This window comes from Bellilinea sp. (assembly GCF_034432615.1).
In the GTDB taxonomy this organism is placed as follows: domain Bacteria; phylum Chloroflexota; class Anaerolineae; order Anaerolineales; family Anaerolineaceae; genus Bellilinea.
Genome location: NZ_DAOUBL010000161.1, coordinates 1 through 15108, shown reverse-complemented (window position 1 = coordinate 15108; position 15108 = coordinate 1). Strand labels below are relative to the sequence as shown.

Sequence of the window (15108 nt, the reverse complement as noted above, 5' to 3'; positions counted from 1 at the left end):
GGCAAACCGGTGTGCAGGGCGGTTTTTCGCACTGCATACACGGGCGCGGAACAAACAGACGAGAAACATTGGGGTAAGTACCAATCTCTTTCTCAATCACGGGACGGTAGACCACGCCGGGCGGCAGTTTATTCTCGGCTACGCAGGCAATCGTGCAGGCATGGCAGCCAACGCACTTGCGCAGGTCAATCACCATCACCCAGCGCCGCTCGGCAGGCGGTTTTTTCAAGGCGCGCGCCAGTTCCTCTTGCATGCGCAGCAGCACATCGGCTTCGGTTTTAGCCGGCGGGGGTGGCAATTCAGCCGTTGCTGCAGCCGGCCGGTCGGCGCGCACCGGGCGGCCGTTCAACAAACGGCGCGAAGCCAGCGCCGCGCCAGCCACCCCCATGATTTTGATAAAATTGCGCCGGGAAATTCGGGTTGCTTGTTGATCATCAGCCATTACCGCTCTCCTTTCGGTAGGGGAAAATTACAGCGGAAGGGACTCGTATCCATCCACGCTTAAGCCTAGCCTTTCGGCAGCCATTAATAAAGCGGGAAAATCCCGCTGATTTGGATCAGAATGTCAGGAAAAGTTTGATTGGGGGATGGTGTTCGGTTCAGGAAGGGGAAATGAGACCGCGCTGTAAGGCGTAGCGCACCAGCGCCGCGCGGCTGCGCAGGCCCAGTTTTTCCATGCCGCGGGCGCGGTAGGTTTCCACCGTTTTGGGGCTGAGCGATAGCTGCTCGGCAATTTCGGCGCTGGTGTAACCGAGGGCTACCAGCTGCAGCACCTGTTGTTCCCGTTCGCTCAACTGCTCCCACTCGTCCGAAGGCGAGGGCTGGCTGTCCAGCACTTCTTCCAGCACAAAACGCATCATCGAATGATGCACATAAAATTCCCCCTTCAACACCGCCTGAATGGCCGTAATTAATTCGGTGTCGGCGGCCTTTTTCAACACATACCCCGAAGCGCCGCTGCGCAGCGCTTCCTGCAGGTAGTGTTTATCGTCGTGCATGGTCAGAATCAGGATGCGCACCCCCGGCGCAACCCGCCGCAAGGCGGGCAGAATATCCAGCCCGCTGCCGCCCGGCATGCTCACATCCAGCAGAATCAGATGCGGCTGGAGCTGTTCGCACTTTTCAATCGTTTCAGCCCCGCTGGCAGCTTCTCCCACCACTTCCCAGTCCGGCTGACTGGAAAGCATCAGCCGCAGACCGGAGCGTAAAATGGCGTGGTCATCCGCCAGCAGAATGCGTTTCTTCTCGCTTGAATTCGGTTTCATGGTCATCCACCGGAATTTCCACAAAAATACTGGTGCCGTGTCCCTGGCTGCTTTCAATTTTCAACTGCCCGCCCAGCTGCTTGGCGCGCTCCTGCATGCCGAGAATGCCGATGCGCTGGTGGTTGGAATGGTTAAGCGGGTCAAATCCAATTCCGTTATCCTCAATCACGGCAATCACCGTATTCTGACGGCGCTCGACCAGAATGCTGGCCGATTGTGCCGAGGCATGCCGGGCAATGTTGGTCAGCGCTTCCTGAATGATACGGTACAGCGCGGTTTCAATAGGCGGGGGCAGCCGTTGAGCGCCGGGGGTAATCATCAGGTCAATGGGAATGTGCAAACGCGACTGCCATTCGAAAACCAGCCGTTCCAAAGCCGCCGAAAGGCCGAGGTCATCCAGAGCGCGCGGGCGCAGCTGCATTGCCAGATGGTGAACCTCCTCCAGGGTTTGGGCGGCAATCTGACGCAATTCGCCCAACTTGCGCTGGTCAATGGTTGAGCAGTCGGCTTCCAGTGTACGCAGCCCTACCAGCAGCGAAGTCAACGATTGCGAGGTACTGTCGTGCAATTCGCGCGCAATCCGCCGCCGTTCTTCTTCCTGGGCGGCAATCACCCGTTCCAGCAGCAGCTGTTGCAGATGCTCCCGTTCGGCGCGCAATTCCTGCATCTGCTTGAGATCACCGGTCATCTGATTGAAAGCCTGCGCCAGACTGCCCAGCTCATCCTTGGCCCAGGGACGCACCGCCAGCGAATAATCCCCGCGCGCCACATGACGGGTAGCCTGCACCAGTTCGACGATTGGACGGGTAAGAATGTGAGTCAGCAGGCTGGCAACCAGAAAACCGATCAGTAATATGATGAGCGTGCTGACCACGGCTTGAAAAGTCACCCGCGCCAACGCGTTTTGCACCGCAGCGGTGGAAAGCCCCACCCGCGCAACACCCAGCTTGCCGTCCAAAATGGGGACAGCCGTATCATAGACCGTGCCTTCATTGGTAGCCAGCAGCACCGTATGGTGATGCTCATCGCTACCGGCAGCGTTGACCTCAATCAACGCCAGCGGAAACCCGCCGTTGAAGGTGTGAGCCAGAATCTGTCCCTGCGGGTCAACAATGAATGCATATTGAAAGGAAGGGTTGTTGCTTTGGGTTTCCAAAAGCAGGTCCTGCAACGCCAGCAGGTTGTTCAGCAATATCGGTTCAGCGGCACGCGCCGCCAGATCGCGGGCAACCGATACGCTCTGATCGCGCAATTGGGCTTGCATGTTCTCGATCAGCACCCGGCGGGTGAGCAGCGTGTTACTGACACCGGCCAGCAAAACCAGCCCCACCGCCAGACCCAGTATTTTGGTGCGAATGCTGACCGCCCCGGCAAACGCCCAAAACTGCGCAACCCAGCGGCTAATCCGAGTCACCTTCGCCCTCCTGCTGATACTGTTCAACCAGTCGGCGTGCGCTTTCGTAAGCCGCCGGTTCAATTTGAACGAAGCGTTCAACCCCAATTTCGGCCAGCGCCTGCTGGCCCTGCCGGTCCAACGCCATATCCAACAGCACTTTCTGCAATTCACGTTTCAAGTTTTCATCCACCAGCGGACTGACCACCACCGGCGGGATGCCAAAGGGCGGCGAGCGGTGAATGACCCGGACCTTTTTTTGCAATTGCGGATCACGCTGAACGGCAAATTCATAAACCAGACTATCCACCGCCGCCCCATCCGCCAGCCCGCTGGCAACCGCACGGATGGCTTCGTCATGATTGTAGGTAAAGAAGATGCGTGAAAAGAAGGTCTGCGGGTCATAACCCAATTGACGTACCAGCATGGTAGGATAGACGCGCCCGCTCAACGACATGGGATCCGTAAAGGCGAAAACGCCGTTTTGTAAATCGGCCATGGATTGGGCCGGGCTGTCGGCCGGCACCAGAAGCAAGGAATAATACACCGTTTCACCCCCCACCTGTGGAGCGGCAAGGAGTTCCATGCCAAAAGCCTGCGACCCCTCCAGATAGGCGCTGGTGCAGACGAATGCCACATCTACCTGCCCTTCGGCAATCAGTTGATTGGTCTCGGCATACGTGCGGCGTTGAACCAGCTCCACCGGCCGGTTAAAACGACCGGCAAGATATTCCAGCAAGTCATTGTAGGATTGCACCGTGCCCTTTGGAGAAACCACCGAAGCAACGGCTACACGAAGAGGAGGTACTTCGCGTACCAGCGTAGGCAGCGGCTGCCTCACCGATAAATCCACATAGGCTTCCGGCGACTGCGTCTGCGTGGATTCCATCCCGCAGGCAGGCAGCCAGCCGGTCAGCAGTAAAACCAGGAATACCAGCCAGATTTTCTTCATCTTTTAATAAGGGTCGGATGGTTTTCTTTCTTCCTGAATTGTATCGAACTTGTCCACTCTCTGCAATGCCGCACAGAAAAGCGGTACTGAATGGGATAAATTCCGCGGTCTTTAGACGCAGGAATTGCACCACCCCCTGCCTGCCAGCACATTCTCCAAAAACGCAGCTACCCCTCCATCCACGGCCACATGCGCGCTTCCAGGCTGTTGGGGTACAGTTCCAGAATTTCGCTCATGGCGCCGCGAAAACTGCTCTTCTCCTTACCGATCAGGTATTCCGCCATGCCACGCACAAATAACATGGTCGCCGCCCGTGGATTGTTCGGAAAGAGTGCCAGCCCATCGTCCATCAGGTCAATCACCTCAAAATAACGGCCTCGCGGCAGGTCTAAGGCTGCTTTTCCCAACCGCAACAAAACCCGAAAGTCCTCTACATTCAGATAACCGTTGAAGGAATGAAGCGCATTACCCGCCCCATTGAGAAAATAAAAAGAAGGTGTCCAGTAGGCAGAGTAGCGGGAACGCACGGCGCGGTCTTTGAGAATATCGGCGCGCAGCAGAACGAACCAGTGCTGCATCTCCCGCCGTACCTGCGGGTCGGCATAAGTCAGGGCATACAGTTTCTTGCAGCCGGCGCAATCCTCGCGGTGGAATTGGAGCAAAACCCCCTTTCCTTCACCACGCGCCCGCTTCACGGCTGTTTCCAGGTCGGATTGCCAGTACAATTCCTCGCTCATGGTTTTTGCATCTCCCGAATTTTCTGCTCAAAGGTTTCCAAATCCAGCGGTAAATCGTCGGTTACCACTTCGTTTTGCCGGTAAACCACATTGCCGGCCGCATCCAACAGCATTAAAGAAGGCGCACGGTGTACTTTATAACGTTCGCCCAACACCTTCTGCCGATCCAGGTTGATGACCAGCACCGGCACGGATAGACGCGCTTCCTCCGGCCAGCCCCTGACCTGCCACTCGGCGGCCTCATACACATCCAGCGCACATTCACAGCCGCGGTAGCGATTGAAAAGCAGCAAAACTGGTTGATTGGGCAGGTCGAGCGGCGGTTCGGGAACGAACCAGCCTTCCTGCCGGGCTTTCACTGCCAGCACTGCCGCAACCAGCAGCACAAATACCAACCCGCCAGCTATTCTGGAATTGATTCGAAAGCGTCCATCCGTGACTGTGTGATTTGCTTCGTTCATTCTCGGAATGCTTCTCCCGCTCAGGCAATGTACAGAAAGTACAAACCAACCCCCACCAGAATGACCCCGGCGAATTTTTCCAGTTTTTCCGAAAGCGGCGCAATGGCATTCAGGCTTTTCAGTACACCGGTAAAGGTGCCGGCCAGCACAATCGGCACACCCCGCCCCAAAGCGTAAATGAACAACAACAATGCCCCGTACAGAATACCGCTTTTTTCCGCCATGACATAGGTCAGAATGGCTGCCAGCACCGGTGTGGCACATTGTGAAGCCACCAGCCCGGAAACCAGCCCCAACAGCAAAGCCCCGCTTAGACCGCGGGCGGTTACTTTTTCACGCAGGCCCCCAAACCAGTCCGGCGCGCGCAACTGAAGAATACCCAGCATTTGCAGACCGATCAAAAAGCACACGACGGCTACCAGATAGTACCAGAAACGGGTGCTGCCGCCCAGCAAACCGCCCACCAGCCCAGCCGCCACGCCCAGCATCACAAAGGTCAGCGCCAGTCCCAGCGCAAATACAAACGAGATGGAAAATGCCCGGCGGCGTGAGACCTGATGGCTGCCGCCAATCACTCCAACAATCAAGGGAATCATGGCAACGTTGCAGGGGCCGACGCTGGTCAACACCCCGCCAAAAAACACCAGAAAGTAGCCAATCAAAGAAGCCGGTTGCAACAATAAAGGATCAATGTTCATGAGGAAGTATCCGCCAGTCGTTGAAGTTCCAGTTCAAATTGTTCACGGCTCATCACGCCGATAATGACCTTACCCGTTCCGTCTTTATCTATGAAAATTTGGGTGGGAATGGAAAGAATGCGGGCACGCCGCAGTAAATTCTGGTTGGCAGAGTCATACACATTCACATCTACCAGCGCCACCGAATCTTCGTACCGGGGGTATACCTCCGCTACCAGATTCATCATTTCCACACAGGAATGACAATCGGTGGAGTGAAAGAAGGCCAGCATGGGCTGTTTTTGCTGTAAATAACGATCGAATTGCGCCTCAGCCGGCTCATCCAGCCCGGCAGGAACGGGCTTTGCCTGATTTTTGAACCACAACACCGCCCCCGCCAGCAGCACAATCACGGCAAGCAGAAGATAACGATTAACAGCCGAAACCGATTGACGCGCTGCAGTGCGGGAGCGTTGCGATTGTTTTGGCATGATGGAACCTCATCGAAAGGTGATGTGAGTTACATTGAGATTATTATTGTGGTAATGTTCTTCAAAGAAATGGCGCACGAATTCGGCCTGCCAAGTATCGGCCAGGCGGTAACACACCTTCCAGCCCGATTTTTCGTACTCCACTATGCCGGCCGAGCGCAGCACCATCAATTGCTGGGAGATGTAAGCCTGCCGCCGCTGAGTGCAGTGACACAGGTCGCTGACACACAGGGGTTTCTTCACCAGCAGGAAGAGAATTTGCAAGCGGGCCGGATTTGCCAGCGCTCCAAACAACTCGGCCAGTTGTTGATAATTCATGTCCGTTTCGAGTTCACTTGAAAATGCGGCAGGGAGAAACGCATGGCTTTCCCCCTGCCGCGCCAGAAAAAGGCTTACTCGGCCGTGACCATTTGCTTGATGGCTGCAACTGCCTGTTCGGTATTCATGTTGCGGATATCTACACCGCGGATGTTGTTCTTGTCGAAACCGGCGGCTTCCAGCGCATCGCGGAACATTTTGACCTGCATGGTTGGGTCGCAGGCGGCAATATACAGTTTGTCGGTCATATCGCCTGTCAGCAGGGTAGTGAGAAATTTATCCCCATCGGTGGAGCAAAGCTGCGGATGAATGGCCACATAATCCACCAGATTTTCACGTCGTATGGCGTTGCCGACTTCAAAGATATTCATTTGTTGAAAAGAAGGGCAGGTGCCCTGACAAACACACATCAATAAACCTTTTTGTGCCATGGTGACCTCCTGATTTAGTTGTGATTATCACCGAAATAAGTTATCGCGTCATTGGGGCATACTTTGGAGCAGCCCCGGCAGAATTCCACGCAATTTTCGGGCTTGACGACCATCGGGTGAAAATCCCCGGCAACGAATACGCCGTTGGGACAGAAATCCACACAGGTGTTGCAGTTAGCACACAAATCTTCATGGATAATGGGATACCAGTTTTGAGCCATTTTAAACCTCCGAATCACTTAAGTTACCGAACAAAGTGCAATGATCCAATCATGCCGTTGGTCTATGGAGGTTTTTTGGGGCATTGATACGCACTACCGCAGTGGGAGCGACATTTTTTACACATAATTTGGATTTTCAATACATTCAATATTCTGAATACAATTTAACACATTTTTATCATCCCTGAAAGTGATAATTGTCACATTTGTTTTATGCAACAATTGGAGTATTATATTCAAAGGATTGAATATAATAATCTTCCCCCAAATAATTATTTTCAGTGCTCTCTCTTCACTGCAACCCGGAGAGCGCCCAAAAACCAAAGAGGAAAACTTATGGAGCAGCCATTCTTAATTGTTGAAAACCTGTCTTTGCAAAAAGGCAACCGAACCATCCTCAACCGCATCAACCTGGCTTTTTATCCGGGCAAGATTCATGCGCTGCTGGGCCTCAACGGTTCGGGTAAATCTTCCCTCGCCTATACGCTGATGGGCTGCGAGGGTTACTCCCCCACCGGCGGACGTATTTTGCTGGATGGTAAAGATATTACGCAAACCAGCATCACCGAGCGCGCCCGACTGGGTATTTCGCTGGCCTGGCAGGAGCCGGTGCGCTTTGAGGGTTTGCCGGTGGGCAAATATGTGGGGCTCGGTACCGGTGAACCGAATCGAGAAAAAGTCATTGCTGCACTGGAAGCGGTTTCGCTGCCGCCAAAATCCTACGGCTATCGCGCCGTTGATCAAACGCTCTCCGGCGGGGAGCGAAAACGGGTGGAACTGGCGGCTTTGTTCGCCATGCGACCGCGCTTCGCCATTTTGGATGAGCCCGATTCGGGCATTGATGCGCTGTCCATCAAGGAAATTGCCCGTCTGATTCGGCAAATGGCAAATCAATCCAGCAGTGTTTTGCTCATCACCCACCGCCCGGAACTGGTGGAGATTGCCGACAGTGCTTCGCTGATGTGCTTTGGCAGTATTATTTTCAGCGGCAGTCCTCAGGAGGCCACCGAGTACTACCGCGGACGCTGTGAGCCGCACCTGAGCGTACTGGGTTCCCAACCGTGGCAATCCCCTTCGGATAACTGATGCTCATTCAAGGAGCGTTATTTCAATGACCAATTCAACCAAATCTCACGCGATGCAACAACAATCACCGGCCTGGTCGGGTGAATTACAGGCACTGATGGAGGCTTACCACCAGGCCGGCGGTGACCCGGCTTCTTTCCAGGCCCCGGAAGTTGCCACACTGGCGGTCAGCGGCGATCAGGTGCTGGTTTCTCATTCCATTCCCGGCGTTCACTTGCAGTCCCAGCCCATTGAAAACGGCGTGCGCGTTTCGGTAGTGGTGGATGAAGGCACGCAGGTGAAGCATCCGGTGCATTTATGTTTTGGGGTATTACCCAGCGAGGGGATACAAAAAATTGAAGCCGATTATCAAATTGGCGACCACGCGCAGGTTCAGTTTCTGGCGCATTGCTCCTTTCCGAACGCCATCAGGGTCGAACACCGCATGAACGCGCGCATTCATATTGGTAAAAATGCCAGCATGACCTATACCGAGGAGCATTACCACGGGCAGAACGGAGGCATTGAGGTCTATCCCGTTTCAGAGGTCAAAATTGAAGAAGGCGGGCAGCTCACCAGTCACTTTAACATTACCCGCGGGCGGGTCGGAAAATTGGTGATGGACTACCACATTGAGGCAGGTGCAAGTTCCCTGACCGAGCTGGCCACCAAAGCCTTTGGCAGTCAGGATGACCATATTCGCGTCCAGGAAAGCATCCGCCTGAACGGCGAAAATGCTCACAGCCTGACCAAAACCCGCATTGCGGTGAAGGACAAAGCCGTGAGCGAGGTGACCACCTTCACCGAAGGAAACGCACCGCGGGCACGCGGTCATATGGACTGCACCGAAATCGTCCGGGATGAGGCGATTGCCCACAACAACCCGATTGTGAAAGTAACCCACGCTCAGGCGCAGGTGACCCATGAAGCCGCCATCGGCACGGTCAACCGCCGCGAGCTGGAAACGCTGATGGCACGCGGGCTGGATGAAGACGAAGCGGTGGACTTAATCATCCGCGCCATGATTCGCGGATGAGAAAATTTTTCACAAACTGAAACGAACTAATCAACGAAAAAGGAGTAATTTTGATGGAACCGTACAACGAACTGGAGCTCACCCCCACCTCGGTTGTGCTGGAATCAGCCCGTCAATATGCCGGGGTCTTCAAGAGCACGCCGCAGTATCAAAATTTTGTCAATGCCTACAATCGGTTTTTGGGAGACGAAACTGCCCAGCAAACCCTTTATCAATTGCGCCAGAAACAGGAAGAGGTGCGAAATCAGCGCCTTTCCAGCCCGGTCAGTGAAGCCGATCAGGCCGAAATTAAGCGGCTTGAACAAATCTTTTATGAGCAGCCATCCGTAAAACACTATCTGGAAGCCCAAAACGATCTGCTTGCCCTGGCGCAAAATCAGGGAGATACCCTATCGGAAGCATTGGGACTGGATTTTGCGGCCGTCTGCCGCAGAGGAGGCTGTTGTGGATAACGCAACACCGCTTGACACCAATCCGGCACTGTTGGACGAGGCATTACACAATCTGATTGAACAGATGACCCACTCGGAAGCTTTTGCCCGCTTTCGCAGCGCCGAACAAAACCTGATGAATGATGAGCAAGCCCTTTCCCTGTTGAACCGGCTGGCAGAAGCACAGCAAAAAGTCAAAACTCAGCAGCAGAGCGGTAAGCCAGCCGAGGAAGATGTAAGGCGGCTGCAACAATTACAGGTGGAGGTTGCCGAAAATCCGCTGATTCAAGAATACGAATACAGCCGGGAAGCCTACATTGCGCTGGTCAGACAGGTCAATCAGCACATCAGCCAGGAAATTGGGCTGGACTTTGCTTCCCTGACCCGCCGCTGGTAGCGAAACTGAGGAAAAGACCGCCTGGGGTAACCGGCGGTAGATGAAAAGAAAACCGGAAACGCCGGTCATCGCTACCCGGCGTTTCCTCTTGCAAAGGAGAGATCGTTTGTCCCCAGCCAATGGCAACTGATCAGGGAGTTTTAGCGGGGGGTCTGACTTTTCAGATATTCGATCACATCCGCTGCCAGCGAAAATTGCAGACACTGCCGCGCCACTTCCTCACACGCCGGCAGCGTCCAGCGGCGGATCAAATCCTTGATGGTCGGGATGGACGACGGCGCCATGCTGAATTCGTCCAGATGCAGCCCTACCAGCAGCGGCACCGCCAGCGGGTCGCCGGCCAGCTCGCCGCACAGCCCCACCCATTTGCCGTGCGCGTGCGCCGCGCCGATGGTCATTTCAATCAGCCGCAGCACCGCCGGGTGATACGGGCTGGCCAGCACCGAAACGCGCTCGTTGGTGCGGTCCACCGCCAGGGTGTACTGGGTCAGGTCGTTGGTGCCGATGCTGAAAAAGTCCACCAGCGGCGCAAAGTGATCGGCCAGCAGCGCCGCCGAAGGCACCTCCACCATAATGCCAAACTGCACCTTCTCCGGCAGCGGTTTGCCTTCCGCCTGCAAGGCCGCCCACGCTTCCTCGTAAATCTCGCGCGCCCGCTCCACCTCCGCCACCGAAGAAACCATCGGCAGCATGATGCGCAGGTCACAGCGCACCCCTTCGGCGGTCACCTGCCCGGCGGCTTGTAGCAGCGCCAAGAACTGATTTTCCAGCACGTCCGGCCGCTCGCGAATCATGCGGATGGCGCGCCAGCCCAGAAACGGATTGGGTTCCTTTTCCGTCCCCAGATACGGCACTTCCTTATCTCCGCCGATGTCGAGCGTGCGCACCACCACCGGCCGCTCACCCATCACCTCGAACACCCGCCGGTAGGCGCGCACCTGATCGGCCAGCGAGGGCATGCTGCTGCGCTGCAGGTACAAAAACTCGGTGCGGAACAACCCCACCCCCTCGGCGGCAAAGCGGATGGCCTGTTCGGCATCTTCCACGCTGCCGATGTTGGCAACCACTTCCGCCCGAAATGCCCCGTCTCTGGTGATGGCCGGCTGCTCCGCCTGACTCAGCTCCGCCCGGCGGCGGGCGTCCCATTCCTCTTTTTCCCGGCGCGCCACTTCCAGCTCGTGCAGGGTCGGGCCGACGTTGAACGTGCCGCTGTTGCCGTTCAAAATTGCCAGTGTGCCGCTGCGGATGTCGTTCAGGTCAAACGGCGCACTGACCACCGCCGGCACGCCCATTGCCCGCGCCAGAATGGCGGTGTGCGAGGTCGGCCCGCCGCGCGCCGTGACAATCCCCAAAATCTGCTCGCGGTCAAAGCGGATGGTGTCCGAGGGCGTTAAATCTTCCGCCACCAGGATGATGGGTTCGGCGCTGTTTTCCAGACGTTCCTCCTCCCCATCCCCTTCCAGACAGCGCATCACCCGCTGAGCCACATCCCGTAAATCCTGCGCCCGTGCCTGAAAATACTCCTCCTCCAGGGCCAGCAGCGCTTCGGCATACTGCTCAAAGGCGTGGTGAACGGCGGCTTTGGCGTTCAGGCGCTCTTCCAGCACCAGCCCGCGCAGTTTTTCCAGCAGTTCTTCATCATCAAGAAAAAGACGGTGCGCTTCAAAGATGGCGGCTTCCTCCTCGCCCGCCACTTTGCGCGCCCGCTCTTCCAGCGCGGTCAACTGGGTATGCGCTTTGCGAATGGCCTGCTCCAGCAGCCGCCATTCGATGCGCGGGTCGTCCACCCGCTCTTCGGTGAAGGCAACCTTTTCGGTGCGGTAGATCAGCGCCGGGCCGATGGCTATGCCGGGTGAGGCGGGTAATCCTTGATAACGCGGCATGGGCAGTTTCCTCTCGCTTCAAGAATGGGTCGGGGCGGCTTCGCCGAAATTGCTTTTGACCAGTTCCACCAGCGCCTCAACGGCGGCCTGCGCCTCTTCACCTTCGGCGATGATTTCCACCGCATCGCCCTGGTTGACCCCCAGCGTCAGCACGCTGAGCGGGCTTTTGGCGTTGGCAGGCGGCTTTTCGGAATTGACTTTGCGCACGCTGATCTTGCAGGGAAAACGCGCCGCCGTCTTGACAAATTGGGCGGCCGGGCGGGCATGCAGTCCGGCGGGATGGTCAATGGTGATCGTGGTAGAGATCATCTTTTGCTCCATGGGTTCGTAGTAAAAGGGGACTGCTTGTTGCAGTCCCCTCATCTCATATTTTACTATATCTTAGTCAGCCGATACTGCTTCGGCAGGGGCACCCGCAGCAATTTCCCAGGCCCGCTGATTGCGGTTGAACAGGAAAATTCCCGCGCCAACCAGAGCCAAAATTACCACCAGACCAATCACACCCAGCAGACCGGTCAACTGGACAAACACGTAGGGCGTCCACAGAAAACCATCGGCAATGCTGGTAATTTGCACAGCGCCTTCAGGCAAAGCAAAACCGGAGGCAACTGCAGCCTGTGTGAAGAGCGGTGCCATTGCAGTAGCAATGTAGAAACCCAGGCTAAGTGTAATAATTCCCGCAACCACCATGCGGAAAACATTCCCTCGCAGAACCGGTGCCGTCATTGCAACGACGAATGGAATGACCGCCAGATCTGCAAAGAGAATGACACGATTACCGGGCAGGATAACCGAGAGCAAAATGGCAATCGGCACCAGCAGCAAAGAGCTGGAAATTGCAGCCGGGTGACCGATCAGGATTGCCGAATCGAGACCGATGTTGATTTCCTGTCCGGCAGCCCGCTTCTGCATGAATTCTCTGGCTGCTTCGGCAACCGGAATCAAGCCCTCCATCAGAATTGAAACCATGCGAGGAAGCAAAAGCATGACCGCTGCCAGGGAAATACCCGTTCCCAAAACTTTACCCAGGACAACAAAGAAACCACCGGTCAGATTGTAAAAACCGATCAGGCCCAGCACCAAACCGATCACCAGACCCAGCACTACCGGTTCACCAAAAACCCCAAAACGTTTCTGGATGGTATCTGTGTTGATGTCAATATCCTTCAGACCCGGAATGCGTTCGATGATCCAGTTGACGACTATCGCAATCGGCACAATCGGAGCGGATGTCAGGTGAGGGATGGAAATGCCGGGCAGTTTATAGAAAGATTGTACGGCTTTTGCCGTCCAGTCTGCAAAGAAGAGCGCCAGGGCAGCAGCGACAGCAGCCCCAATCAAACCGTAACCAAGGTTACCGGTCAGGGCAACGATGAGCGAGCCGATGAAGGCAAAGTGCCAGAAGTTCCATACATCAACGTTAAGGGTGCGGGTAAGTCGGGTAACCAGCAACACAATATTGACAATCAAGGCAATCGGTATGACCCACAAGCCAACCGATGAACCGAACGCAATGGCAGCCGCCGACGGCCAGCCCACATCCACCACATCGCGGCGGATACCCGTATTGGTTACGATTGCCTGAGCGACTTCCGTCAAGGTATTCCACAGCAAACCGATGACAAGGTTGATACCAACAAAGGCAACGCCAATTGTGACTGCCGCCCGAAAAGCCCGTCCCGGTTTTGCGCCCAAGACGACTGCAATGATGAAGATGATAATGGGCAACATGACCGTTGCGCCAAGGGTGTCAAACAGGCTTTTTATGCCAGCTAAAATAGCATCCATTTTTACACCTCCTTCAATATTTTCTCAATTTGATTCAAGACGTCTTCCTTCCCAACACCGGTTAGAAATGCCAATGTCTGGATCACCGGTTTTCCCAGGTTGGTCGGAACGGGGGTTGTAGAAACAATCAAATCCACATCCTGCGAGTAACTGGGCACTTCTGTGGCCTTACACTGGCGAGTTTCTACCTGAATACCCCGTTTTGCCATTTCTTCTTTGATGAGAACTGCAACAAGCGTGGATGTTGCAATTGCCGTCCCACATGCCACCAAAATCCGTTTGATCCTTTGTTGATTCAACCTGACCTCCTTTTCCTTCGTGATTTTTAGGAGTAATGCACAGCCCATTCTCGAAAATAATCTGTGTCACACCTCAATGCCTAATGCCTCCATCACCTCCCTTTCAGAATTACTCGCGATCAATTTGTCCAATAATGCGGCATCCTGTAATATCGTTGCAACTTGCTGTAACAGTTCAATCTGTTTCTTTGGTTCGTTCATCGCCAAAAGAAAAACCAATCGAACCGGCAGCTCTTTCTCTGGCTCTACCATGCAACGAAATACAACCGGTTTACCTAAAACCGCCAAAGCAACCGAAGGCGTGTTGACATGTTCGACATCCGCATGGGGTATGGCGGCATGTACTTCCCCTTCCAGCTCCAAACCGGTTGGCAAACTCAACTCCCGCTCCAAAACCGCTTCACAAAATGATTTCTTGACATAACCTTTCCTTTCCAATAAACTGGACAGCCGGGTAATGACTTCCCTGGCGTCTTTTGGATCGGGAAGCAGGAGGATATTTTCTTCTTCCAAGGGAATTTTTACGTCAGCAGAGATGCCCATTCGAAATTTCTCCTGAAAACTCACAACACCATCAACTGCGGGTCTTCCAGCACGGTTTTCAAATCGCGCAGGAAGGCGGCCGCCACCGCCCCATCCACCACGCGGTGATCGGCGCACAGGGTCAGCGTCAGCATGGGGCGAATCATCACCTGGTCATTTTCATCGGAAATCACTTCTTTGCGCACCGCACCCACTGCCAGAATGGCAACCTGCGGCGGGTTGATGATTGCCGTAAAGCGCTCTACCCCAAACATGCCCAGATTGGAAATGCTGAAGGTGCCGTCCATCACCTCCTCCGGGCGCAGCCGGTTTTCTCGCGCCCGTTTGGTCAGGTCTTCCATCTCCTGCGCCAGCTGCAGCAGCCCTTTCTCTTCCGCCTGCCGTACAACCGGCACAATCAACCCCTCATCCAGCGCCACCGCAATGCCCAGATTGACCTGCTGAATCAGGACGATCTGCTCGCCCTGCGGGGTGGATTGCAGCCAGGCGTTGAGATAGGGATTGCGTTTGAGTGCCCAGGCGCACGCCTTGGCCAGCACGGCCGTCAGGCTGACTTTGGGCTGCCACTCGCCGCGCTGCTGGTTGGCTTTGGCGCGCAAGGCCTCGGCGCGGGTGACATCTACACGAATTTCAAGATTGATATGCGGGGCTTCCTGCGCGCTCTTTTGCAGGCGCTGGGCAATCGTGCGGCGCATGCCGGCCAGCGGCAGCACCTGAAAA

General features: G+C 55.4%; 20 protein-coding genes and 1 pseudogene. 4 read left to right on the top strand and 17 right to left on the bottom strand.

The window, feature by feature from the left end; all coding sequences use genetic code 11:
* The 11 genes and pseudogenes from VAE48_RS07715 to VAE48_RS07665 form a co-directional block, all read right to left on the bottom strand.
* Nucleotides 1-442, bottom strand: a pseudogene (locus VAE48_RS07715) ((4Fe-4S)-binding protein); the annotation flags it as partial.
* Between the two features lie 157 nt (nt 443-599).
* Complete coding sequence (locus VAE48_RS07710; RefSeq protein WP_322792740.1) at nt 600-1265, bottom strand: response regulator transcription factor; 666 nt, start codon at nt 1263-1265, stop codon at nt 600-602.
* Complete coding sequence (locus tag VAE48_RS07705) at nt 1219-2679, bottom strand: HAMP domain-containing protein (RefSeq protein WP_322792739.1); 1461 nt, start codon at nt 2677-2679, stop codon at nt 1219-1221. Before VAE48_RS07705 ends, VAE48_RS07710 begins: the two co-directional genes overlap by 47 nt.
* Nucleotides 2666-3610: a phosphate/phosphite/phosphonate ABC transporter substrate-binding protein gene (gene phnD / locus VAE48_RS07700; RefSeq protein WP_322792738.1), complete on the bottom strand. Its 945-nt coding sequence runs from the start codon at nt 3608-3610 to the stop codon at nt 2666-2668. The genes VAE48_RS07705 and phnD overlap by 14 nt, the downstream gene beginning before the upstream one ends.
* Nucleotides 3611-3777: 167 nt before the next feature.
* The gene (locus VAE48_RS07695; protein WP_322792737.1) at nt 3778-4347 is read right to left on the bottom strand and encodes a thioredoxin family protein; all 570 of its coding nucleotides are present in this window, start codon (nt 4345-4347) and stop codon (nt 3778-3780) included.
* Complete coding sequence (locus VAE48_RS07690) at nt 4344-4808, bottom strand: hypothetical protein (RefSeq protein ID WP_322792736.1); 465 nt, start codon at nt 4806-4808, stop codon at nt 4344-4346. Before VAE48_RS07690 ends, VAE48_RS07695 begins: the two co-directional genes overlap by 4 nt.
* A 20-nt stretch (nt 4809-4828) precedes the next feature.
* Nucleotides 4829-5506, bottom strand: a complete 678-nt coding sequence (locus VAE48_RS07685) for a cytochrome c biogenesis CcdA family protein (RefSeq protein ID WP_322792735.1) — start codon at nt 5504-5506, stop codon at nt 4829-4831.
* A complete protein-coding gene (locus tag VAE48_RS07680; protein ID WP_322792734.1) occupies nt 5503-5976 on the bottom strand; it encodes a thioredoxin family protein in 474 nt (157 codons plus the stop codon). Before VAE48_RS07680 ends, VAE48_RS07685 begins: the two co-directional genes overlap by 4 nt.
* Nucleotides 5977-5985: 9 nt before the next feature.
* Nucleotides 5986-6294: a metalloregulator ArsR/SmtB family transcription factor gene (locus VAE48_RS07675; RefSeq protein ID WP_322792733.1), complete on the bottom strand. Its 309-nt coding sequence runs from the start codon at nt 6292-6294 to the stop codon at nt 5986-5988.
* Nucleotides 6295-6368: 74 nt separating this feature from the next.
* The gene (locus VAE48_RS07670; protein ID WP_322792732.1) at nt 6369-6725 is read right to left on the bottom strand and encodes a hypothetical protein; all 357 of its coding nucleotides are present in this window, start codon (nt 6723-6725) and stop codon (nt 6369-6371) included.
* A 14-nt stretch (nt 6726-6739) separates the two neighbouring features.
* Nucleotides 6740-6946 carry a 4Fe-4S dicluster domain-containing protein gene (locus VAE48_RS07665; protein ID WP_322792731.1) on the bottom strand — a complete coding sequence of 69 codons (207 nt, stop codon included), beginning with the start codon at nt 6944-6946 and terminating at the stop codon, nt 6740-6742.
* A gap of 336 nt (nt 6947-7282) precedes the next feature.
* On the opposite strand from VAE48_RS07665, the gene VAE48_RS07660 reads away from it, so the two are divergent.
* From VAE48_RS07660 to VAE48_RS07645, 4 genes are read left to right on the top strand one after another with little or no spacing between them, the layout of a single operon-like run.
* Nucleotides 7283-8032, top strand: coding sequence for an ABC transporter ATP-binding protein (locus tag VAE48_RS07660; RefSeq protein WP_322792730.1), 750 nt, complete (start codon nt 7283-7285; stop codon nt 8030-8032).
* 25 nt (nt 8033-8057) lie between these two features.
* Nucleotides 8058-9047, top strand: a complete 990-nt coding sequence (locus VAE48_RS07655; RefSeq protein ID WP_322792729.1) for a SufB/SufD family protein — start codon at nt 8058-8060, stop codon at nt 9045-9047.
* 53 nt (nt 9048-9100) lie between these two features.
* The gene (locus tag VAE48_RS07650; RefSeq protein WP_322792728.1) at nt 9101-9499 is read left to right on the top strand and encodes a YlbF family regulator; all 399 of its coding nucleotides are present in this window, start codon (nt 9101-9103) and stop codon (nt 9497-9499) included.
* Complete coding sequence (locus tag VAE48_RS07645) at nt 9492-9875, top strand: YlbF family regulator (RefSeq protein ID WP_322792727.1); 384 nt, start codon at nt 9492-9494, stop codon at nt 9873-9875. Before VAE48_RS07650 ends, VAE48_RS07645 begins: the two co-directional genes overlap by 8 nt.
* 140 nt (nt 9876-10015) lie before the next feature.
* Here the strand turns inward: VAE48_RS07645 and ptsP are convergent, their stop codons facing one another.
* The 6 genes from ptsP to VAE48_RS07615 form a co-directional block, all read right to left on the bottom strand.
* Nucleotides 10016-11758: a phosphoenolpyruvate--protein phosphotransferase gene (gene ptsP / locus VAE48_RS07640; protein ID WP_322792726.1), complete on the bottom strand. Its 1743-nt coding sequence runs from the start codon at nt 11756-11758 to the stop codon at nt 10016-10018.
* An 18-nt stretch (nt 11759-11776) separates the two neighbouring features.
* On the bottom strand, nt 11777-12067 hold the full coding sequence (locus VAE48_RS07635; RefSeq protein ID WP_322792725.1) for an HPr family phosphocarrier protein: 291 nt from the start codon (nt 12065-12067) through the stop codon (nt 11777-11779).
* A 72-nt stretch (nt 12068-12139) separates the two neighbouring features.
* Nucleotides 12140-13546, bottom strand: a complete 1407-nt coding sequence (locus tag VAE48_RS07630; protein ID WP_322792724.1) for a PTS galactitol transporter subunit IIC — start codon at nt 13544-13546, stop codon at nt 12140-12142.
* A 2-nt stretch (nt 13547-13548) separates the two neighbouring features.
* Nucleotides 13549-13845 (bottom strand): PTS sugar transporter subunit IIB, encoded by a 297-nt coding sequence (locus VAE48_RS07625; protein WP_322792723.1) that lies wholly within the window; start codon nt 13843-13845, stop codon nt 13549-13551.
* Nucleotides 13846-13911: 66 nt separating this feature from the next.
* A complete protein-coding gene (locus VAE48_RS07620; RefSeq protein ID WP_322792722.1) occupies nt 13912-14388 on the bottom strand; it encodes a PTS sugar transporter subunit IIA in 477 nt (158 codons plus the stop codon).
* A gap of 20 nt (nt 14389-14408) precedes the next feature.
* Nucleotides 14409-15108: dihydrolipoamide acetyltransferase family protein (locus tag VAE48_RS07615; protein WP_322792721.1), on the bottom strand; the 700-nt coding region annotated here is incomplete at its 5' end.